A 21676-nucleotide genomic window follows, 5' to 3' on the forward strand; every position below is an offset into this window, starting at 1 on the left:
CGGGGCCGGTCGATCACGACACGGATGATCGAGTTTGGAACCCGACTTCGACTGTCGTACTACGAAGAGTCATACTTACCCCCGTGACGACCGCAGTAGGTACCTCAGGATCGGCCATAACCCAGCGTGTGCATTCGCTGAACCGGCCCAACATGGTCAGCGTCGGTACCATCATCTGGCTGTCCAGCGAGCTGATGTTCTTCGCCGGCCTCTTCGCGATGTACTTCGTCGCGCGAAGTCAGGCGCCCGAGTGGCCGATGCCGCCGACCGAACTGAACATGACGCTGGCCATCCCGGTCACCGCCGTGCTGATCGCCTCCTCGTTCACCTGCCAGATGGGCGTGTTCGCGGCCGAACGCGGTGATGTGTTCGGGCTGCGCCGCTGGTATGTCGTCACGTTCCTCATGGGCGCGTTCTTCGTATGCGGTCAGGGCTACGAGTACTACCACCTGGTGGCGGAGGGCACCTCGATCTCCGGCAGCTCCTACGGATCGGTGTTCTACATCACCACCGGGTTCCACGGCCTGCACGTCATCGGCGGTCTGATCGCGTTCCTGTTCCTGCTCGCGCGCACCGCGATGAGCAAGTTCACACCGGCTCAGGCCACCGCCGCGATCGTCGTCTCGTACTACTGGCACTTCGTCGACATCGTGTGGATCGGGCTCTTCGCCACGATCTACTTCGTCCGGTGACGCCGACCTGCACCCGAGCCTCAGCGCCGGAGGAGGTAGCGCAGCGTGACCACGCAGGCGTAGCGCGGGTGCACACGTCAACAGCCCACCAGGTTCCGTCTACTCCAAAGGGACACAGATGAGTTCATCGCCCCCGACAGCGCCAGCGCCCGCCAGCGGTGGGCACGGCGAGGCCAGCAAAAAGCGCAGGCAGCGCCGCGTCCGCCGACGGATAGCGGGTGGCCTCGCGCTCATGGTGGGTCTCGTCGGAGCCGGTTTCCTCGCCTCGGCGCTCACCCCCGAGCCGCAGGTGGCCACGGCGAACGAGGATTCGGTGGCGCTGATCCGTGAGGGTCAGCAGCTGTACGAGACCTCCTGCGTCACCTGCCACGGCGCCAACCTGCAGGGTGTGGCCGACCGCGGTCCCAGCCTGATCGGTGTCGGCGAGGCGGCCGTGTACTTCCAGGTGTCCACCGGGCGTATGCCGATGACTCGCAACGAAGCGCAGGCCGAGCGCAAACCCGCGAAGTTCGACGCGCACCAGACCGACGCCCTGGGCGCCTATGTGGCGGCCAACGGCGGCGGCCCGACAGTGCCGCGCGACGCCAACGGTGAGATCGCACAGGAATCGCTACGCGGCAGTGATATCGGCCGCGGTAGCGAGCTGTTCCGCATGAACTGCGCGTCCTGCCACAACTTCACCGGCCGTGGTGGCGCGCTGTCCTCGGGCAAGTTCGCCCCGCCGCTGGAGCCGGCCACCGAGTCGCAGCTCTGGACCGCCATGGTCACCGGCCCCCAGAACATGCCGAAATTCTCCGACCGGCAGCTGTCACCGGAGGAGAAGCGCGACATCATCGCCTACGTCAAGGACTCGGCCGAGGCGAAGCCGCCGGGCGGCTGGGGCCTGGGCGGTTTCGGTCCCGCCACCGAAGCGCTGGCCATGTGGACCCTCGGTATCGTGGCCGTGGTCGGTGCGGCGATCTGGATCGGATCGAGGACCTAAGCCATGAGTGAAGAACAGGAGCGAAACGAGATGGGTCGCCTGGACAAAGATTCCGCGGCCGCGACCCCGGCGGAACCGACCGAGGCCGAACTGGACGCGATGTCGCGGGAAGAGCTGGTAGCCCTCGGCACCGCCCGCGACGGCGTGGAGGTCGCCTACCGCCGGGAACGCTGGCCGGTGCCGGGCACCCGGGCCGAGAAACGTGCCGAACGGCAGGTCGCGCTGTGGTTCGCGATCTCCGGTCTGGCCGCGGCCGCCCTGGTGGGTGTCTTCTTGTTCTGGCCCTGGCACTACAAGGGCAAGGAAGACGACGGGCACGGCCTGTACTCGCTCACCACTCCGCTCTACGGCCTGACCTTCGGCATCTCGATCCTGGCCATCGGTATCGCCGTGGTGCTGATCCGGAAGAAGTTCATTCCCGCGGAACTGTCGGTCCAGGACCGGCACGACGGCAAGTCCAGCGAGGTCGACCGGCGGACGCTGGCGGCCGAACTGAGCGACGCCCTCGACACCTCCACGCTGGGCCGCCGCAAGCTCATCACCCGGACCGCCGGCGCGGGCGTCGGCATCCTCGGCATCGGCGCGCTGCTGGTGTTCGTGGGCGGCATGGTGAAGAACCCGTGGGCCCAGCGCGAGAAGTCGCCGCTGTGGGTGTCGGGGTGGACCCCGGACTACCCGGGCGAAACCGTCTACATCCGTCGCGATACCGGCCGTCCGCAGGACATCGTGCTGGTGCGTCCCGAGGATCTGGACGCGGGCGCCATGGAGACGGTCTTCCCGTGGAAGGAATCCTGGCGCGGCGACGAGCACGCCACCCTGCAGTCGCTGCGCGGCATCCGCAATGCCGTGATGCTCATCCGGCTGCGCACCGAGGACGCGAAGAACGCGATCAAACGTAAGGGTCAGGAGAGCTTCAACTTCGGCGACTACTTCGCCTACTCGAAGATCTGCACCCACCTCGGCTGCCCGACCTCGCTGTTCGAACAGCAGACCAACCGGATCCTGTGCCCGTGCCATCAGTCGCAGTTCTCCGCGACCGAATGGGGCAAGCCGATCTTCGGTCCTGCTGCCCGAGCGCTGCCGCAGTTGCCGATCACCGTAAACTCAGAGGGGTACCTGGTCGCCAACGGTGACTTCATCGAACCCCTCGGCCCGGCCTTCTGGGAGCGTCGATCATGAGTGCTGGAGAGGCTGTCGGCCGCAAACTTGCGGCACAAGCCAACGAAGTGGACGAGCGCTACCGCGCCGCCGCCTTCATGAAGCGATCGATCAACAAGGTGTTCCCCACCCATTGGTCGTTCCTGCTGGGTGAGATCGCGCTGTACGCGTTCATCATCCTGCTGCTGTCGGGTGTGTACCTGACGCTGTACTTCGACCCGTCGATGGCGCACGTCACCTATGACGGCGCCTACCAGCCGCTGCGCGGTGTCGGTATGTCGCGGGCCTACGAGACCGCCCTCAATATCTCCTTCGAGGTGCGCGGCGGTCTGTTCGTCCGGCAGGTGCATCACTGGGCGGCGCTGCTGTTCGCGGCCTCGATCATCATCCACCTGTTCCGCATCTTCTTCACCGGCGCGTTCCGCAAACCGCGTGAGGCGAACTGGGTGATCGGCTCGCTGCTGTTGATCCTGGCGATGTTCGAGGGCTTCTTCGGCTACTCGCTGCCCGACGACCTGCTGTCGGGCACCGGTCTGCGGGCCGCGTTCTCCGGTATCACCATCGGTGTCCCGGTGGTCGGCACCTGGCTGCACTGGCTGATGTTCGGCGGCGACTTCCCCGGCGAGATCATCATCCCGCGCCTCTACATCGCGCACGTGCTGCTGTTCCCGGGCATCATGCTGGCGCTCATCGCGGCGCACGTGGCCATCGTCTGGTACCAGAAGCACACCCAGTTCCCGGGGCCGGGCCGTACCGAGAACAACGTGGTCGGTGCCCGTATCGTCCCGGTGTTCGCCGCCGACCAGGGCGCGTTCTTCGCGTTCACCCTCGGCTTCGTGGCGATCATGGGCGGTGTGCTGCAGATCAACCCGATCTGGAACCTGGGCCCGTACAACCCGTCGCAGGTCTCGGCCGGTTCCCAGCCCGACTTCTACATGATGTGGACCGACGGTCTGGCCCGTCTGATGCCGCCGTGGGAGCTGTACCTGGGCCGCTACACCGTGCCCGCGGTGTTCTGGGTCGCGTTGATCATGGGCCTGGTGTTCGTGGTGCTGATCGCCTACCCGTGGATCGAGAAGAGGCTGACCGGCGATACGGCGCGGCACAATCTGCTGCAGCGTCCACGGGACGTCCCGGTCCGCACCGCCATCGGTGCGATGGCCATCGCCTTCTACGTGGTGCTCACGCTGTCCTGCGTCAACGACATCCTGGCGCTCAAGTTCGATATCTCGTTGAACGCGACCACCTGGATCGGTCGGATCGGCCTGCTCGTCGCGCCGCCGGTGGCGTACTTCATCGCCTACCGGTTCTGCATCGGCCTGCAGCGCAGCGACCGCGCGGTCCTCGAGCACGGTATCGAGACCGGCGTGATCAAGCGCCTGCCGCACGGTGAGTACATCGAGGTGCACCAGCCGCTGGGCCCGGTGGACTCGCACGGCCACCCGCTCCCGCTGGAGTATCAGGGCGCCGTGGTGCCCAAGAAGATGAACCAGCTGGGTTCGGCCGGCCAGCCGGGTACCGGCAGCTTCCTGCGGCCCGACCCGCGCGGGGAGAGCGAACAGCATTTCGCGAACGAGCTGGAAGAAGAGCACAAGCAGATCTCCGTACTCAAACGAGTACAGGAGGAGGCCCGCTCCAACGGCAGCAACGGGCAGCACGGGCACTGACCCGTACCGCACCGCACACAGGCCCCCTGGAAACAGGGGGCCTGTGTTGTTTCCGGAGCCGGGCCGGCCCGGCCGGGCACTACCGTGCGAGCCGGCGAGCTGCCTCGATGGCCTCGAATTTGGCGAGATTGTGCCGGGCGTCGGCCAGCGCGTCGTGGGCGTCCCGCGGCGGCGGCGGCAGTTCCGGCCGGCCGTGCGCCTCCCAGTGCTGGCGCAACTCGTTGGTGTAGCGGGGCAGCGCCGAGGGCAGATCCACCATCGACCCCCACAACTGGCACAGCACCACATGGTCGTAGGCGCCGACCCACGCCCACAACTCCGGCGCCACGGTCGGACGCGGAATCAGGAAGCGGTACAGATCCTCGCGGATCTGCTCTCTGGTCCGCCACAGCGGAGAAGTCCGCGGCGGCAGCTTCGGCAGCACATATCTGCTGACCCAGGGACCCGCGCGGCCTGCGTCGAACTCCGAGGACACCGCGTAGAACTCACGCCCGTCCTCACAGACGAACGCGATCGACACCAGATCGATCACATGGCCGTCTTCGATGAACTCCGCATCGTAGAAATATCTCAAAAGGTGGGTTCCCATCGGCTGCGAACAAGTGATGTGAGCCTACCCAGGCCGGTCGGAGGGCCTGTCCCGCGCAGCCTCCGCCCGCTCCGGACGGCCGGTCGCCGCCGGCCGGTCGTCAGGGCCGCGACCAGGCCTGCCGGAGGCGGGGCGATAAACCCGGCAACGTATCCTGGAAGAGTGAACTGGACCGTCGACGTTCCCATCGACCGTTTGCCCGAGCTTCCGCCGTTGCCCAGTGACCTGCGAAAACAGCTCGACGACGCGCTCTCGCGCCCCGCGTTGCAGCAGCCGTCCTGGGACCCGGAGCAGGCGGCGGACATGCGCACGGTGCTGGAGAGCGTGCCGCCGATCTGCATCCCCGCGGAGGTCGACGAGCTGCGGAAAGGGCTCGCCGAGGTAGCGCGCGGTGAGGCATTTCTCATGCAGGGCGGCGACTGCGCGGAAACGTTCGCCGACAACACCGAGCCGCATATCCGCGGCAATATCCGCACCCTGCTGCAGATGGCGGTGGTGCTCACGTACGGGGCCAGCCTGCCGGTGGTCAAGGTCGCGCGGATCGCGGGGCAGTACGCCAAACCCCGATCCTCCGATACCGACGCCCTCGGTTTGAAGTCCTACCGCGGCGATATGGTCAACTCCCTGGTCGCCGATGCGGCCGTCCGGGAGCACGACCCTTCCCGCCTCGTGCGCGCCTATGCGAACGCCAGTGCCGCGATGAACCTGGTCCGGGCGTTGACCAACGCCGGCATGGCCGATCTGCACAAGGTGCACGACTGGAACCGGGATTTCGTCGCACAGTCCCCGGCCGGTGCGCGCTACGAGGCGCTCGCGGGGGAGATCGATCGCGGTCTGCGATTCATGACCGCCTGCCGCGTCACCGACCCCAGTCTGCAGTCGGCCCGGATCTATGCCTCCCACGAAGCCCTGGTCCTGGACTACGAGCGCGCCATGCTGCGGCTCGCGCACAACTCGGCCGGCGACCCGGCCCTCTACGACCTCTCCGCGCATTTCCTGTGGATCGGGGAGCGCACCCGCCAATTGGACGGTGCCCATATCGCCTTCGCCGAGCTGCTGTCCAACCCGATCGGCGTGAAGATCGGGCCGAGCACCACCCCGGAGCAAGCGGTGGAATATGTGGAACGGCTCGACCCGAACAATGAGCCCGGCCGGCTGACCCTGGTCTCCCGGATGGGCAATACGAAGGTCCGCGAGATCCTCCCGGCGATCGTGCAGAAGGTCCAGTCGACCGGCCACCAGGTGATCTGGCAGTGCGACCCGATGCACGGCAACACCCACGAATCCTCGACCGGTTTCAAGACCCGGCACTTCGACCGCATCGTCGACGAGGTACAGGGTTTCTTCGAGGTCCACCACGCACTCGGCACCCACCCCGGTGGCCTGCACATCGAACTGACCGGCGAAGACGTGACGGAATGCCTGGGCGGGGCCCAGGACATCTCCGACCTCGACCTGTCCGGTCGATACGAGACGGCCTGCGATCCGCGGTTGAACACCCAGCAGTCGCTGGAGCTGTCTTTCCTGGTCGCGGAGATGCTGCGGTAGGTAGCTCTCGGACGGTCTCGAGCCGGAACAGGGCGGGTGGCGGGACTGCCGCGATACCGGTTCGTCCGTGAAGCATCGGTATGAGGTGCGCCCGGCCCACCCCGCGCATCGTGAGCCGACCCCGGTCACATCTTCACGGGCGAGCCCCGTCTCGCACCTGGGTCACGGTGCGCTCGTGGAGATGTGATGTGGGCTCGCGCGCACCGGTGTCGGGGTTGCCGGCTGTCCTACTGGGAGTGGTCTGTCAGGGGAAGGCCACGATGGTGACGGTTGCGCCGGGCTCCACGTTGGCGTTGGCCGGGGGGTTCTGGGAAACCACGGCCGAGGAATCCAGTGGGGCCAGCTGACGTACCTGGACCGTCAGGCCGAGGGATTCCAGCGTGTGCCGGGCTTCGGAGACCTTTTTCCCCGTGACCGAGGGCATGGTGACGGCTTCGCAGATCAGCAGGGTGACCGAGGAGCCCGCGTCGACGGTGGTGCCGACCGCGGGGTCGGTGCCGATGACCCGGCCGGCTTCGACGAGTTTGTCGTAGACGGGGCGTTCGCCGCCGACCGTCAGTCCGAGGTCGGTGAGCGTCTGCCTGGCCTGATCGGGGGTGTCGGCGCGCAGGTCGGGTAGTTGGACGGGTTTGGATCCGTTGCTCTTCCAGACCTGCACATGGGCGCCTGCGGGCAGGACGGTGCCGGGCCCGGGGTCGATACGGGCCAGTGTTCCCTCGGGCGCGGTACTGGCGACTTCGCCGCCGTCGACCGGCTGTAGGCCCTGGTCGCGGATCAGCTGCTGGACCTCGTCCCAGTCCGCGCCGGGGGACACCGCGGGGACCTGGGGTTTGCCGCTGGAGATCAGGATGTCGACCGTGGAACCCTTGGTCTCGCGGGCGCCCGGACCCGGATCGGTGCCGACGACGCCGCCGACGGGGACGGTATCGGAGGCCTTGTCCCGGGTGCCGGTCTCGAATCCGGCGTCCTGTAGTTCGCTGGTGGCGTTCTGCACTGTCATACCGGCGACGGACGGGACGGTGGCGTAGCGGCCCATGCCGAGCCACCAGCCCCCGATGCCGACCAGCAGGGTCAGCACGACCACCACGGCGGCCCAGATCATGCCGTTGCGCCGATGGTTGGCCCGGCTCTCCTGATAGGCGCTGTACTGGGTGGGCTGTTGCGGGGGGATATAGGCGGGCGGGGGCGGTTCGGTCCGGGGGCGGGCCGTGGTCACCATCCGCGTGGCGTGCGGCCCGGCGACCGCGGCGGGTTCGGGTGCGGGCGGGGTGACCGGATGGCGGGCACTGGTGTGTTCGGCCGAGTCCTGGGGCGCGGGGACCCGGTAGGCGGGCAGCTCCAGGCGGGCGGCGATTGCCCGCAGTTCGGCGACCATCTCACCCGCGTCGGCGAATCGGTGCCCGGGCTCGCGGGCGGTCGCCCGGGCGACCAACCGATCGAATTCGGGCGGGACCCCGGCAATGAACTCGCTGGGGCTCGGTACGTCGTTCTCCACCCGCTGGTAGGCCACCGACAGGGAATTGTCGCCGGTGAAGGGCACCCGGCCGGTGAGCAGTTCGAAGATCAGGATGCCGAACGCGTACACATCGCTGCGGGCGTCGGCGCTGCCGGAGGTGACCTGTTCCGGCGAGAGATAGGCCGCGGTGCCCAGGATGACGCTGGCCGAGGTGGTGTTGGCCGCGGCCACCGCGCGTACCAGCCCGAAATCGGCGATCTTGACATCGCCGGAATCGGAGATCAGCACGTTCTCCGGTTTCACATCGCGATGCACCAGCCCCGCGGCGTGCGCGACGCCGATCGCGGCCAGTACCGGTTCGGCGACGGCGCGGACCGCGTGCGGCGGCATCGGGCCGCGCTCGCGCAGCAGTTCGCGCAGGGTGCCGCCCTGAACCAGCTCCATGACCAGGAACGGGTACTCGCCGTCCATGCCCTGGTCGTAGACCTCGACCAGGGAGGGATGTTTGAGGCCGGCGACGGCCCGGGCCTCGAATTCGAAGCGGCTCAGGAACTGGGGGTCGCCGGAGAACTTGGGATCCATCACCTTGATGGCGACCCGGCGGCCCAGCCGGGTATCGACCCCGCGGAACACCATCGACATCCCACCGCGGGCGATCGGCGCGTCGATCCGGTAGCGCCGATCCAGTACGGCGCCGATCAATTCTCCTCCGGCTGTCACGAACCTCTCCACCTTCGAACCGTGTCCTCCACGGTGGCCGCCCCGCGCGGCTGCTGTCGATGGTATCGGCCGCGCCGTCGCGGGTGTCTCACGGCAGGGAGGCGGGCAGCGTCTACCGTTGTCTTCCGTGAGTGCCTTTCCCTGTAGTACCGATGTCCTGCCCGCCTCGGTACCCCTGCTCGCGCTGCCCGAAGTCGCGAAGAAACTGGGCGTCGTGGTGACCAGGGTGCATCAGATGCTGCGCGACAACCAGTTGCTGGCCGTCCGGCGGGACGGCGTGGTCGGTGTCCCCGAGATCTTCTTCGACGATACGGGCGCGATCCTGAGATTCCTGCCCGGTCTGATCACGGTGATGCGCGACGCGAAGTACACCGACGAGGAGATTCTGGAGTGGATCTTCACCGAGGACGACACGCTACCGGGTAAACCGGTGGAGGCACTGCACGGGCCACTGGCGCGTGAGGTGCTGCGCCGTGCCGCCGCCGAACCCTTCTGACCGTTTACGCGGCCCTCAGGTACCGAGGGCCGCGTGCGCGGCGAGCCGCAATCTCCGGCGCTGCGGTACGACGGCGCGCTGCGCGAAGACGGCGTAGCCGCTGTCCTCGATGCGGTCGAGGATGGCCGCGTAGAGGGCCGCGGCGGTCCGGATACCGGGCCGCACCCGGGGGGTCAGCAACTCGATGCCCGGCCCGGCGCAGCGGTACAGATCACGGTTGACGGCGATCAGATGTGCCAGCGCCCGGCGCAGGCGGCGATCGGTACGGCCGGTGCGCCGGCCATCGACCAGCAGCGCCTCGTCCACGCCGAAGGCGGCGAGCTCGGCGGCCGGGAGATAGATCCGGTCCCGGTCGAGGTCCTCGCCGATATCGCGGAGGAAATTGGTGAGCTGGAAGGCATCGCCCAGTGCGGCGGCCGCGGGTTCGGCCTCGGCCGCCGGGCAGACGGTGCCCAGGACGGGCAGCAGCTGCAGGCCGATGGCGGCGGCCGAGCCACGCATGTACTCGTGCAGTGCCGCCATGGTGGGGTAGCGGTTGCGGAACAGCGGTGAGCCGGGAATGTCCATCCGCATGGAATCCAGGAAGGTCCAGAAGTGACGCGGATCGATGGCGAACCGGCCGACGGTGTCGGTGAGCGCGGGAACGACCCGATCGAAGGCCGCGGGTAGCGCCGGATCGGTGCGCGGCGCCACCGGGCTGCCGATGGACTGGGACCAAGCGGCGCGGAGGTGACGCTCGACCGCGTCGAGTGCGGTCACGGCCCGCCGTGGCTCGCCGGCGGCGTGCGGATCGTCGACGATATCGTCGACCGTGCGTGCGAAACCGTACAGCGCGTGGACCGCCGGGCGGCGGTCGGCCGACAGCAGCCGGGTCGCCAGATAATAGGAACGCCCGTGCGCCGCGGCCACTCGACGGCAGTGCCGGTAGGCGTCCCGCAGTGCGGCGGCGTCGGCCGGCGGCGCCGTCGCGCCGGGCCGCACACCACCGCGGCCGGTCACAGACCGCGGGACACAGCGGGCGTGGGAACCGCCCGGGGTGTACCGCGTAACCGCAGCGGGTCGACGGTGCGCAGCGAGAGCGCGGCGACCACGGAGGCGAAGGTCGCGGCCGCGACATGCCAGAAGTTGTACAGACCGATCGAACCATCGGGCTGGAACACCAGCATCAGCCAGGTACAGACACCGACCAGGGTCATGAGTGTGGTGGTGGACAGCGCGAAACCGGCGGCCAGTGCCAACGGCCACGAGTAGTACCAGGGCAGCGCGGCCGGTGACAGGATCACGATGGCGACGAAGGCGATCAGGATGCCCAGGACGGCGTCGCGTTCGCTGAGTTTGAACCGCCACCAGGTCCACACCAGGAGGACCCCCAGGGCCAGCATGCACAGCATGCGGGTCACCTCGAGGGTCGAATCCAGCCCGAAGGGGGTGACCCAGGTGACGGCGTGTGCCATGACGGTGGGCAGCGACAACCAGTTGATGATCTTGCGCGACCCCGACAGCGCGGTGAGCCAGCCGATCCCGACCCCGGCGATTGCCGAGGCCGCCACGAACACCGCCGCGAACACCGCGAGACCGAGACCCGCGATCTTGGCGAACATCTTCCAGTGATGGGCCAGGAACTCACGGCTGCTGGTGGCCAGTGCGGCGCGCTGGCCGTCCTCGGCGCGGCGCTCGCGTTCGTGCAGCATCCAGATCCACACCAGGAAGGGCAGGGCGACGCCCGCGGTCGCCTTGATCGCGACCCCGATCGCCACCACCACGATGCCGGCCACATGATGGCGTTCCAGCACCAGCGCGATCCCGGCGCACATCAGGCCGACCATCAGCATCTCGTTGTGCACGCCGCCGATGAGGTGGATGAGCACCAGCGGGTTGAGCACCGCCAGCCACAGGGCGACGGTCGGCCTCCCGCCCAGGTGCTTGGTCAGGTACGGCACCGCCCACATCATCAGGGCCAGGCCGGGCAGCATCACGAACCGCAGGGCGATCGTGCCGCCGACCACGCTGTCGCCGGTGACCGCGGTGATCGCGCGGCCCAGCAGCAGGAACGCCGGACCGTAGGGGGCGGTGGTGGTGGTCCAGACCGTGCTCACGTTGTCGAGCAGGATCCCCGGATTGGCGACCGGACCCACCTGGTACGGGTCGAAACCGTCGCGCAGCAGGGCACCCTGGGCCAGGTAGGAGTAGGCGTCGCGGCTGAACATGGGTACCGCGAACATGAGGGGCGCGATCCAGATACCGACGATGGCGCGCAGCTCGTTGAGCCGCACCTCACCGGAGTGGCCGCCGTAGCCCAGCGTGATCCGGCCCAGCCGGACCCAGGCCGCCACCATCATCAGCACGCCCGCCCAGACGCAGATCATCGACAGCGCGTAGCCGTGGCCGAACCGCAACCAGGACAGGTGAACCGCCTCGAGCAGCGGATCCCGTTTACGGACGCCGCCGGCGCCGAATCCGCCGAAGGTGATCATCAGGGCGCCGGCGAACCCGAGCAGGGCCGCATGGCCTTCCGGGCTGCGCAGGAAATCGCCGCAGATACGCACCCGGCTCCAGAAGCCGGGCGCGAGACCGGTACCCGCGGTCGTGCGCGCGGGCGACGGCCCGGAGGCGGCCGGATCGGTGTCGGCGACCGGAACGGTGCTGGTCGTGGTGTGCATATGGGGGGCTGGCATCTGGTGTCGTTCCCCCCTGGATGGTCGGCGGTCGCAACCGCGGGCGAATAGGTCGGCGCTCAGTTTACGGCTTCCGTCACGGAAGGCGGCCGGACGGTGGCCGGGGCGCGCGTCCGGACCCCGCGATTCTCGCCCACAACGCGCTGTGCCGCGAGTTTTCCCGACAGCAGCGCGGTCGGCACACCGACCCCGGGCGTCGTACCGCATCCGGCCAGGACCACGTTCTCCTTGCCGGGCACGAGGTTACGGGTACGGAAGGGGCCGGTCTGGCGGAACAGATGCGCGGCCGAGAACGGAGTTCCGGCGAGCATGCCCTGATCGCGCCATGTGGCGGGCGTGTCGAGCCGGTCGACGGTGAAGTGCTCGGCGATCCCGTGATATCCGCGCCGCTCCAGTACCCCGAGCAGTTCCCGCAGATAGGAGGGACCCAGGCGGGACCAGTCCAGCGGCGCGGAATCCAGGTTGGGGCAGGGGGCGAGTAGCGAGAACGGTTCGTACCGGGTCGTGCCGCGGGTGAGGTACAGCCCGGGATCGCTCAGTGCGGGCCGGGTGAGCAACAGTGACGGATCGCTCATGAGCCGGCCGCCGCGCCGCGGCGTGATCTCGGCGAAGGTCTGGGCCCAGGCGGCGCCGAAGTCGATGGTGTGATGGGCCTGCACCGGCCAATTCCCGGCAATACCGGCGGGTACCGTGCCGTGCGCGACGACCGCCGACGGCGAGGCCCGCAATCCGCGGCGGGGGCGCACGCCGAAACGATCCAGCGCACCGAGATCGGCGGTGAGGACCACCGCGTCGCAGGGCAGGGCGCGGCCGTCGGCGAGCAGGACCCGCCGGGCCCGGGCCGGGCCGCGGCTGCGGCTGCGGCGATAGTCGAGTCCGGTGACCTCGGTGCCGAGTTCGAGCCGGCCGCCGGCCGCGGTGAACGCGCCGGCCAGGGTTTCGGCGACCGCGCGCATTCCGCCGTCGGGGAAGTAGACGCCGAGGGCGGTGTCCATATAAGGGATCGCGCCGTACACGCCGAGTGCCTGTTCGGGTGCCATCCCCGCGTACAGCGCCTGGAAGGTGAACAGCCGGGACAGTCGCGGATCGCGCAGGGTCCGGGTGACCCGGGTGCCCAACCGGCCGAAGCCGCCGAGCCCGGTCAGCCGGAGCAGGGCCGCCCGCTTCTCCGGATACCGCACCATATCCAGCGGGGAATCGAAGTTCGTCGCCAGGAACTCGTCGTATTCGGCCCGGAACACGCGACCCAGCCAGTCCCGCAACCGCCGGTACCGGACGGCTTCCTCCGGTCCGCAGGCGCGCGCCACCTCGGCGCTCATCCGTTCCGGATCGGAGAAGACCCGCAGGTCGGACCCGTCCGCGAAACGGGCGTGGTAGGCCGGGGTCAGCGGCCGGATCCGCAGCGGCGGCACCGCACTCGAGGCATCCGTACCCACGGCGGCCAATGCGTCGTCGACGAGCCCGGGGAGGGTGAGCACGGTCGCGCCGGAATCGATCTCGTAGTCGGCGAACCCGTACCGCCCGACCCGGCCGCCGACATGGTCGGCACGTTCCACCAGGGTCACCGCACATCCGGCGCCGGTCAGATACAGTGCAGCCGACAACCCGGACAGCCCCGCACCGACCACGACCACGTGCTCCACCGGCCCCGGGACCGACTTCACGACAGGCCCCTCCGCTCGTACCGGTGTGCGGCCGGGGCGGTGTCCGGCCTGCTGCCGCCGGTCATGCCGCGCGCCGGGTGGCGGCCAAGGCCATCTCGCGGAGCCGGGTCTTCGCCTCCGGCGTGGCGGAGCTGGCGTCGATCGCGCCCAGGGCCTGCTCGGTGAGTGCGCTGATCCTGGTCTCCACCGCGTCGACCGCGCCGAGTTCGATGAGGAGCGCGCGCAATTCGCCGACCTGCGCGTCCGACAGGTCGGTGCCGATCGCGCCACGCAGGGTATCGCCGGCGGCCGGGTCCGTCTCCGCGGCGCGCTGCAGCGCCTCCGCGACCAGCACGGTGCGTTTACCTTCGCGCAGATCGTCACCGGACGGTTTACCGGTCACGGCCGGATCACCGAAAACGCCCAGCAGATCGTCACGGAGCTGGAAGGCGATCCCGATATCGGTCCCGTAGGTGCGGTAGGCCGTGATGAGCCCGGGGTCGGCGTCGGCGAGCGCTCCGCCGAGATGCAGCGGGCGTTCCACGGTGTAGGCCGCGGTTTTGTAGCGATTGATCCGCAGCGCCGCGGCCACCGATTCGTCGCCGCTGGCCTCGCCGTGCACATCGAGCAGTTGCCCGCCCAGGACCTCGGTGCGCATCCGCGCCCACACGGGGGCGAAGCGCGCCAGCGCCACCGCGTCCAGGCCGGCGTCGTGCACCATATCGTCGGCCCAGGCCAGCGCCAGATCGCCGAGCAGAACGGCCACCGATTCGCCGTAGTGGGCGGAATCCCCGGCCCAGCCCGCCTGCCGATGCCGTTGTTCGAAGTCCACATGCACGGTCGGGAAGCGGCGGCGGGTGCGGGAGCAGTCGATGATGTCGTCGTGGATCAACGCGCAGGCCTGGACGAGTTCCAGGGCCGAACAGGCGCGGAGCACGGCCGCCGCCGCGGCACTCGCGGGATCGCCGCCGGCGCCCAGCCAGCCCATCCAGGCGAAACCCGGCCGGGTGCGCTTACCGCCGCGCAGGGTGAACGATTCCAGGGCCTCGACACTGTCGGCGAATACCGGGCCCAGCTCGGCGACCGCGTCGCGGCGACCGGCGAAGAATTCGGTCAGCGCCTGCTCCACGGCCGTGGCGAACGCCGCCGTCCCGGGAACGGCCGCGAGGGGACCCGACCGCGTCGGGATACCGGTTCCGGCAGACAGGGTGACCTCCCAGATCGTCGATTGCGTGGGCAAGCGGCTACCGGAACCGGGGGCGCCGGTAGCCGCGGGAGCCACCCACGTGCGCCCGCCGCGGCGGCGGGACCTGATCGCAGAATACGCGCGCGCCCATGACGCGGATCCGGTGGCGGCGGTGGGAGAGCATCGGGGAGAATACCGGGCGGCTCTAGACTGAGCCGGTGACTTTCGACAACGCGCGGGGACTCCCGACCCCTGGCCGGCCGTCCCCCACGTCACCGGACGTCTCCGCGACGCCTTCGGTCGTGCAGAGCCTGCGCCGGCACGCCGGTGGCGCGGTGCCGTTCTCCGTGGAGTTCTCTCCGCCCCGCGACGAGGCGGGCGAGCAGCGGTTGTGGCGGGCGGTGCGCACATTCGAGCGGATGCATCCGGCGTTCGTCTCGATGACCTACGGTGCCGGTGGGAGCACCCGGGAGCGCACGGTACGGGTCACCGGTGAACTCGCCCTGCAGACCACCCTGTTGCCGGTCGGCCATCTCACGGCGGTCGGGCACAGCGTCGCCGAGCTGCGGTCGATCGTCGGGGCCTACGCCGATTCCGGGATCAGCAATATCCTCGTGCTGCGCGGTGATCCACCGGGCGATCCGCTGGGCGAATGGTACAAACACCCCGAGGGGGTGGAGTACGCCGAGGAACTGGTGCGCATCGTGCGCGATCTGGGCGATTTCCATGTGGGGGTCGCCTCGTTCCCGCAGGGCCACCACCGTTCGCTCGATCTCGACCACGACACCGCCCATCTGGCGGCGAAACTGCGTGCGGGCGCGGAGTATTCGATCACCCAGATGTTCTTCGACGTCGACGACTACCTCCGGCTGCGCGATCGGGTCGCCGCGCTGGACCCGGTGGAGGGCGCCAAACCGATCATTCCGGAACTGATGCCGATCACCTCGCTGCGCACGGTCGAGCGTGCGGAGCAGTTGTGCGGCCGCCCGCTGCCGGAAAAGGTGATCGAACGGCTGCACCGGGCCGCCGGTTCCGGGCCGGAAGAGGATCGTGCCGCGGTCCGGGCCGCGGGTATCGAGATCGCCACCGAGATGGGGGAACGGTTGATCGCCGAGGGCGCACCGTGCCTGCACTTCATCACCCTCAACTTCGCCAAGGCGACCGGTGAGGTGCTGACCAATCTGGGTTACGGCGTTACCACCGCCCCGATCAGCGCCTGAGCGACGCCGGCCGGCCGGGGTGGGGAGATCAGTCGGCCGGGGCGTAGACGTGGACGGTGATCCGGTCGTCCCGGCGGATCACTTCGAGCGCCTGGTCGTCGTGGCGCAGGATGAGTCCGGGGGCGCCGTCGACCGGGTCGAGGATCTCGATCCCCGCGATCCGCTCACCGGCGTGGTCCAGGCGGTCGCCGGGCTTGGCCGCGATGAACACCCGGCCGTCGATGACCCACCAGGTGCCGGGCAGGCCCGGCAGCAGTTCCGGTGATTCGCTGAGCTGGTGGCGGGCGACCGGTTCGCTGATGCCGCGCGGGCTGCGCAGCCGGACCGAGCATCGCTCGAGCCATTGCGTCCACGTGGTATCGACGCTGGTGTGGCCGACGATGGTCATGGTGCAGCCTCCTCGAAACCCGGGCCGCGAGGCCCTGCCCGCCGGTCGTGCCGGGCGGGTTCATCATCCGGCCGGGTGCCCGGCGGGCACAAGACCAAGAATCATCGAGAATCCAGCCCTTGGCCGGGTAGCAGAGGGCGTCCCCGCCAGGTCAGCGCGTTGCGACGGCGAGCGCGGTGTGAGTGTTGCCACAGCAGCAGGTAGGTGGCGACCGAGGCCGGGTGGGCGAGAGCGTCGGTGAGGTCGCCGCGGTCCGGCTCGCGGCCCGACTCCAGGGCGCGGGCCAGCAACCGGCCCGTGACCGCCGCGGTGTACCCGAGCAGGCCGATCCGGCGCAGCCGGCCGCGGCCCAGCACGGCCGCCACCGGGGGCAGCCAGTACGCCCACGCGGCGACAGCGCCGACCGCGACCCCGCCCGCGACCGAACCGCCGTAGGCCGACCAGAGCCAGCGGTCGTAGCCGTTCACCAGTTCGTGCGCATCGCGGTACATCCGGGTGCGCGCCAGTCCCCCCGCGGCCGCCACCGCGGTCCGGTCCCCGGCGCGGCGCAGGACCCGGGCGATATCGAGATCCTCGGTGACACTGCCGGCGACCGCCGCGTGACCGCCGCGCGCGTGATACCGCGCCGCGTCGAACACCAGGAACTGGCCACAGGACACGACAGTCGAACCCCGGGTGCCGCGATCGGTCCACGCGACGGGCAGAGTGGACGCCCACGACCAGCACAGCAGCGGCTGCACCAGGCGTTCGGCCACGGTCTCGGCTCGCTGCCGCGGCCAGGGCGCCAGCAAGGCGACGCCGCGCTCTCGCAGACACGCCACCGCCGCGGCGATCGCGGTCGGTGCGAGCCGGACATCGGCGTCGAGGAAGACGAGCACCCCGGTTTCGCCGCCGGCCCGCCGGGCATGCTCGGCGAGGACGGCGCAGGCGGCGGCCTTGCCGGTCCAGCCCGGCGGCGGGCCGGTGGTACCGCGCAGCAGCTCGCAGCGCGGGTCGCCCGCCATCGCATGCCGTGCGCGCTCGGCGGTGTCGTCGCCGGAGGCATCGTCGAGGACCAGGATGCGCAACCGCGCCACCCCGGTCTGGGCGCGCAGATCGGTGATCAGACCGGGCAGCAGGGCGGCTTCGTCACGCGCGGGCACGCAGACCGTGACGTTCTCGGTGACCGGGGCGGGCGCGGGGGACAGTTGCGGTACGGTGCGCCGGTTCCATGCGGTGAGCGCGGCACCGGCCACGGCGATACCGGTCCCGCCGGTCACCGCGCGCCGGAGCCACGGTCTCACGCGTTGGATTTGACCTCGTCCCACCAGCGTCGCAACGAGAAACCGGCCGGTGCGCCCGGCCGGGGCGGATTGCGGTCCATATAGGCGAGGGCGATGACCACCGCCGCGACGGCGAGGGTGATACCGCCGACGATTCCGGCCCAGCCCGCGAAGGACCGCGTGTTCGGATCGGCGTAACCGACCTCGGCGCGGACGGTGCTGACCTCGCCGGCGGGCAGTTTCCAGGAGACCACCGAATCGCCCTCGCGGTTGCCGTTGGTCTTGGCGACCCGGGCCGGGAACGCCACACTCAGCTGTACATCGGACCCGTGCGGGGCCAAGGTCTCCAGGTCCACTCGGCCGTTGAGGCTGACCAGGTCGCCGTTGCGCTGGAACTGCAGGTCGAACAGGCCCTGCGCCTGCTCCGAGAGTTGCGACAGCTGTTCCACTTCGCCGAAGTTGAGATCGTCGAAGTACACCTCGCTGCCGATGTACCCGTCCTGGTTGTACGGCTCGATACGCACTTTGGCCGCCAGGGTTTCGGGGGCGGTGAGCTGCGGGCCCTTGTCCTCACTGTTCTCCGGGACGACCGCGGCCACGATCCGGCCCGACACCCGGTCGTTGGACGACAGGCCCATCGAGGCCTGGACGCGCAGGCAGCCGGCCAGCGCCGGGGTGAGCAGGGCGGCCAGGACGAGGGCGGCGGCTATCCGCGCCCGCAGGGGGCGGCGCGAGCGCGGAGCGGGGACCGGGGAGCCGGGTTTCGCGGTAACGGGACTCGGAGGCACGGATGACATGGTGCCAGGCCGGAACTCACCGACGCCATGCGACGGGCCCGACGCTTCTCCGATCGTGCCCGGCCCTGCGTCCGGTGGCGTCGCGAACCAGCCGGACCAGCAGCGGAACCCCGAGAACCCCGAGGACGATGCTCCCGTAGCCGGCCGAATACGGCAGGCCGAGAAACACCGCGTGCGCCAGCGCGGAGCCGAGCCAGGTCCACAGGAACATCAGAACCGGGATCGCGGGCCGCTCGGGTCCGCGCGCGGTTCGCTCCCATGCGGTGAGCGCCGCGGCCATCACCGCCGCCACCGCCAGCCAGCCGAGGTAGTTGGTGTATGGGATGGCCGCCAGACCGGGGAGTCCCGCATCGGTGTGCTGCCACTGCCACTGCCCGTCGGCCACCATCTGGGGATCCAGGAACAGGTCCCAGCCCACCGCGCCCACCGCGGTCGCGCCGATCCGCGCCGCCGGCCGCGGGCACAGCAGGCCCGCGACCACCCAGATCGGATACAGCCCGCCGGTCCACGCGAGCGGGACCACCAGTGGAACGTCGAACAGTTGTGGTCCGATCCGTCCGTCCGCGTAGTCGTAGGACCCGAACGGAATCCCGGTCGCCGTGCCCACCGCCTCGGCCACCAGGCCGATGCCGGAGACGATCACCAGGAACCCGGCCGCGTAGCCGATCCCGCGCGTCACCGCCGCGTGCAGCAGGGCCGTACCGGCTGTCAGCAGTACCACGGCCACCGTCACCGCGTCGCGGGCCGGCCCGGTGGTCAGCGGGTAGGCGATCTGCGTGCCGACCAGCACGACGAGCAGACCCGCTGGCAGCAGGTCCCGCCGCCGCCCGGGCGCCGGGCCCGCTAGCGGCGTAGCCACCGGCGGACCCCGCGGCTGTCTCGCAGTACCAGGCGTGCGGCGGTACGCCCGCTGGCTCCGGACACGCCGCCCCCGGGATGGGTCGACGCGCCGGTCAAGTAGAGCCCGGGCGCGCCGGGCACCCGCTGCCCGGCCAGTTCCGGCAGCGGCCGCCACAGCATCATCTGGTCCAGGCTCATCTCCACGTGCATCACATTGCCGCCGAGCAGTCCCATCTCGCGTTCCAGATCCACCGGTGTCTGGACGTGCCGGTCCAGCACCGAGTCCGCGAACCCGGGCGCGTACCGATCCAGTTCGCCGATGATCCGGTCCGCTTCGGTTTCGGCGTGCCGGGCCCAGCCACCGCTGTCGGCGAGCCGGTAGGGGTGCCACTGCGACCACAGCGAGAGCTGATGTTGCCCGGCGGGCGCGATACTCGGGTCCAGGGCGCTGAAACTCATGGCGAGCACGACGGGCCGGGGTGGTAACCGCCCGCCCAGCGCACTGCCGTGCGCCAGCGCCAACCGGCGCCGGTCCGAGACCAGCAGTTGCAGTCCGGTCGCCGATTCGGCGGGGGTCGCGCCCGGGTATCGCGGGAGAGCGCTGGTCGCGGCCCGCACCACCATGCCGATTCCGGGGCCCACCCGGATCTGCCGCTGCCACCGTCGCAGCGGTTCCGGATCGAAGCCGCCCGCGCGCAACAGTTCCAGCGTGGTGAGGATATGGGTGCCCGCGATCACCGTGTCGGCGTTGTATTCGCGCCCGGCCGCGGTGCGGATCCGCCAGCCGTCGACCCGGCGGGTCAGCGCGGTGACCGCGTCGCCGGCCGTGACCTCGCCGCCGTCCCCGCGCAGCCGGGCGACCAGCGCCTCGGTGAGGGCACCGCTGCCGCCCACCGCCCGGCCGGGCGGCAGGGTGTGCATGAGTGCCGCGAACGCCACCATCGGCGCCGTGCCCGGTTCGGACATGGGCGGCCCCGACTGCGCCCCGAACCATGCCAGTGCCGCCTTCAGCCGCTCGTCGTCGAACCAGGTGTCCAGCAGCGCGTCGCCGGACTGCAGGAATTCCCGGGACAGCGCGCTGCCGCCGTCGCGGGCGTCCAGCCCCCAGAACGAGCGCAACAGCCGGCCCCCGGTGGGCGCGCCGCCGAACGAGCGCATCACCCGTCGCGCCCGGGGCGCCCAGACGTCCACGAAACGCCGGTAGGCCGCGGCGTCGCGGTCGCCGCAGGCGGCGGCCACCGACGCGCAGGTCCGCTCGAGATCGCGGTGGAACACGATCGGCGGCGCCCCGGTCTCCGGGCAGGCCGGGGCGAAGGCCCAGGGGTCGCAGTCGAGGTACCGCAGGCCGAAGCGTTCCAGTTCGAGCTCTTCGATGATCCCGGTGTGCCGGACCATCAGATGGGCCGAGGAGCCCCGGTCGACCCGGTGGCCGGGGAAACGCTCCACCGTGGATACGGCCCCGCCGAGGACCGTATCGCTCTCCAGAACATGGACCCGGCGACCCTCCCGCGCCAGGTAACAGGCCGCCACCAGCGCGTTGTGGCCGGAACCGATGATCAGCACACTCATGGCAGCAGTGGCAGTGACCGGCCGAGGATCCCGAAGCGGCGGTTGTCGCCGGCGAACACGAAATCCCGCAGCACGTCGCGGAAACCCATCCGCCGGTACAGGCGCCAGGCCCGGTTGTCCTCTCGGCCGACCTCCGGGGTGGACAGCAGCACGGCCCGCTCGGGGCGGTCCCGCAGCAACCGCTGGAGCAGGGTCGCGCCGATACCGCGGCCCTGCGCGCTCGGGTGCACATGGAGCTCGGTGAGTTCGAAATAGTCGCCGAGCAACTGCCCGATGGCCGGCTCCGGCCACCCGGAGCGGCGCATCCCCGCGTGCACCTGCTGCTGCCACCACTGATGGGGGCCGCCCCGATAGCCGTAGGCGATGGCGACGATCGGGGAATGGCGCAGGTCGAACTCGCCGTTGTCCTCGGGCACCACCGCGGCGACCGCGTGCCAGCCCGCGCGGTGGGTGTGCTCGGTCCACATCGGTGCCCGATGGTGCTCGGTGCCGTGTGGATAGTCCATGGCGGCGACGTAGACCGCCAAGGCGTCGTGCAACCGGGCGCGCAGCGCGGCTTCCGAGAGGTCGACGACGACCGGGACGGGGAGATTATTCGACTTGACGGCTGTCATTGCGATATCGGTGGGCTCTTTCGCGGTCGGCAGGGCGGCGGGTTACGGCACACGAACATGTCGGTGGTCGTCTCTATATTCAAGCTCGAGCCAAACGTTCGAAAACTTGTTCGCCCCCACGGTGCACGCTCAGCCTGCCATACCGGTGGACCGCCGCGGGGGGTGACAGGCGAG

18 protein-coding genes and 1 pseudogene are annotated in these 21676 nt (G+C 69.9%); 7 read left to right on the forward strand and 12 right to left on the reverse strand.

Annotated features, from left to right (window positions below; all coding sequences use genetic code 11):
* The first annotated feature begins 83 nt into the window (after positions 1–83).
* The 4 genes from ctaE to qcrB all read left to right on the forward strand — a co-directional run bounded on the left by ctaE (position 84) and on the right by qcrB (position 4499).
* Complete coding sequence (gene ctaE / locus IG75_RS0125585) at positions 84–692, forward strand: aa3-type cytochrome oxidase subunit III (RefSeq protein WP_081877128.1); 609 nt, start codon at positions 84–86, stop codon at positions 690–692.
* A gap of 118 nt (positions 693–810) precedes the next feature.
* A complete protein-coding gene (gene qcrC / locus IG75_RS0125590; RefSeq protein ID WP_081877127.1) occupies positions 811–1674 on the forward strand; it encodes a cytochrome bc1 complex diheme cytochrome c subunit in 864 nt (287 codons plus the stop codon).
* Between the two features lie 30 nt (positions 1675–1704).
* Positions 1705–2853: a cytochrome bc1 complex Rieske iron-sulfur subunit gene (gene qcrA / locus IG75_RS0125595; protein WP_030523874.1), complete on the forward strand. Its 1149-nt coding sequence runs from the start codon at positions 1705–1707 to the stop codon at positions 2851–2853.
* Positions 2850–4499, forward strand: coding sequence for a cytochrome bc1 complex cytochrome b subunit (gene qcrB / locus IG75_RS0125600; protein ID WP_030523873.1), 1650 nt, complete (start codon positions 2850–2852; stop codon positions 4497–4499). The genes qcrA and qcrB overlap by 4 nt, the downstream gene beginning before the upstream one ends.
* Positions 4500–4578: 79 nt before the next feature.
* Here qcrB and IG75_RS0125605 read toward each other — a convergent pair whose 3' ends face one another.
* Positions 4579–5073: a polyadenylate-specific 3'-exoribonuclease AS gene (locus IG75_RS0125605; protein ID WP_030523872.1), complete on the reverse strand. Its 495-nt coding sequence runs from the start codon at positions 5071–5073 to the stop codon at positions 4579–4581.
* A gap of 177 nt (positions 5074–5250) precedes the next feature.
* Between IG75_RS0125605 and IG75_RS0125610 the strand changes: the two genes are divergently transcribed.
* Positions 5251–6636, forward strand: a complete 1386-nt coding sequence (locus IG75_RS0125610) for a class II 3-deoxy-7-phosphoheptulonate synthase (RefSeq protein ID WP_030523871.1) — start codon at positions 5251–5253, stop codon at positions 6634–6636.
* A 244-nt stretch (positions 6637–6880) separates the two neighbouring features.
* Here the strand turns inward: IG75_RS0125610 and pknB are convergent, their stop codons facing one another.
* Positions 6881–8812, reverse strand: coding sequence for a Stk1 family PASTA domain-containing Ser/Thr kinase (gene pknB, locus IG75_RS0125615; RefSeq protein ID WP_030523870.1), 1932 nt, complete (start codon positions 8810–8812; stop codon positions 6881–6883).
* Positions 8813–8939: 127 nt separating this feature from the next.
* On the opposite strand from pknB, the gene IG75_RS0125620 reads away from it, so the two are divergent.
* A complete protein-coding gene (locus tag IG75_RS0125620) occupies positions 8940–9308 on the forward strand; it encodes an Rv2175c family DNA-binding protein (RefSeq protein WP_030523869.1) in 369 nt (122 codons plus the stop codon).
* 15 nt (positions 9309–9323) lie between these two features.
* Here IG75_RS0125620 and IG75_RS0125625 read toward each other — a convergent pair whose 3' ends face one another.
* From IG75_RS0125625 to IG75_RS0125640, 4 genes and pseudogenes are all read right to left on the reverse strand, one after another.
* Entirely contained in the window at positions 9324–10307 is a 984-nt protein-coding gene (locus tag IG75_RS0125625) for a phytoene/squalene synthase family protein (protein WP_081877126.1), read from the reverse strand.
* On the reverse strand, positions 10304–11983 hold the full coding sequence (locus IG75_RS0125630; protein ID WP_168165642.1) for an alpha-(1->6)-mannopyranosyltransferase A: 1680 nt from the start codon (positions 11981–11983) through the stop codon (positions 10304–10306). The genes IG75_RS0125625 and IG75_RS0125630 overlap by 4 nt, the downstream gene beginning before the upstream one ends.
* A gap of 59 nt (positions 11984–12042) precedes the next feature.
* Positions 12043–13674: pseudogene (crtI, locus tag IG75_RS0125635) on the reverse strand (phytoene desaturase family protein); the annotation flags it as partial.
* Positions 13675–13708: 34 nt separating this feature from the next.
* Complete coding sequence (locus IG75_RS0125640; protein WP_245713211.1) at positions 13709–14815, reverse strand: polyprenyl synthetase family protein; 1107 nt, start codon at positions 14813–14815, stop codon at positions 13709–13711.
* Positions 14816–15030: 215 nt separating this feature from the next.
* Here IG75_RS0125640 and IG75_RS0125645 point away from each other — a divergent pair, with 215 nt between their 5' ends.
* Positions 15031–16032: a methylenetetrahydrofolate reductase gene (locus tag IG75_RS0125645; RefSeq protein ID WP_081877125.1), complete on the forward strand. Its 1002-nt coding sequence runs from the start codon at positions 15031–15033 to the stop codon at positions 16030–16032.
* Between the two features lie 28 nt (positions 16033–16060).
* Here the strand turns inward: IG75_RS0125645 and IG75_RS0125650 are convergent, their stop codons facing one another.
* The 6 genes from IG75_RS0125650 to IG75_RS0125675 all read right to left on the reverse strand — a co-directional run bounded on the left by IG75_RS0125650 (position 16061) and on the right by IG75_RS0125675 (position 21502).
* Positions 16061–16420: a hypothetical protein gene (locus tag IG75_RS0125650; protein WP_051714915.1), complete on the reverse strand. Its 360-nt coding sequence runs from the start codon at positions 16418–16420 to the stop codon at positions 16061–16063.
* Positions 16421–16521: 101 nt separating this feature from the next.
* On the reverse strand, positions 16522–17703 hold the full coding sequence (locus tag IG75_RS0125655) for a glycosyltransferase family 2 protein (protein ID WP_051714916.1): 1182 nt from the start codon (positions 17701–17703) through the stop codon (positions 16522–16524).
* Positions 17700–18479: an LppM family (lipo)protein gene (locus IG75_RS0125660; protein ID WP_030523861.1), complete on the reverse strand. Its 780-nt coding sequence runs from the start codon at positions 18477–18479 to the stop codon at positions 17700–17702. Before IG75_RS0125660 ends, IG75_RS0125655 begins: the two co-directional genes overlap by 4 nt.
* A gap of 16 nt (positions 18480–18495) precedes the next feature.
* Positions 18496–19338, reverse strand: coding sequence for a carotenoid biosynthesis protein (locus tag IG75_RS0125665; protein ID WP_357773247.1), 843 nt, complete (start codon positions 19336–19338; stop codon positions 18496–18498).
* Positions 19323–20888, reverse strand: coding sequence for a phytoene desaturase family protein (locus tag IG75_RS0125670; protein WP_030523859.1), 1566 nt, complete (start codon positions 20886–20888; stop codon positions 19323–19325). Before IG75_RS0125670 ends, IG75_RS0125665 begins: the two co-directional genes overlap by 16 nt.
* Positions 20885–21502 carry a GNAT family N-acetyltransferase gene (locus IG75_RS0125675; RefSeq protein ID WP_030523858.1) on the reverse strand — a complete coding sequence of 206 codons (618 nt, stop codon included), beginning with the start codon at positions 21500–21502 and terminating at the stop codon, positions 20885–20887. Before IG75_RS0125675 ends, IG75_RS0125670 begins: the two co-directional genes overlap by 4 nt.
* Positions 21503–21676 lie beyond the last annotated feature (174 nt).

This window comes from Nocardia rhamnosiphila NBRC 108938 (assembly GCF_000720425.1).
GTDB lineage: Bacteria > Actinomycetota > Actinomycetes > Mycobacteriales > Mycobacteriaceae > Nocardia > Nocardia rhamnosiphila.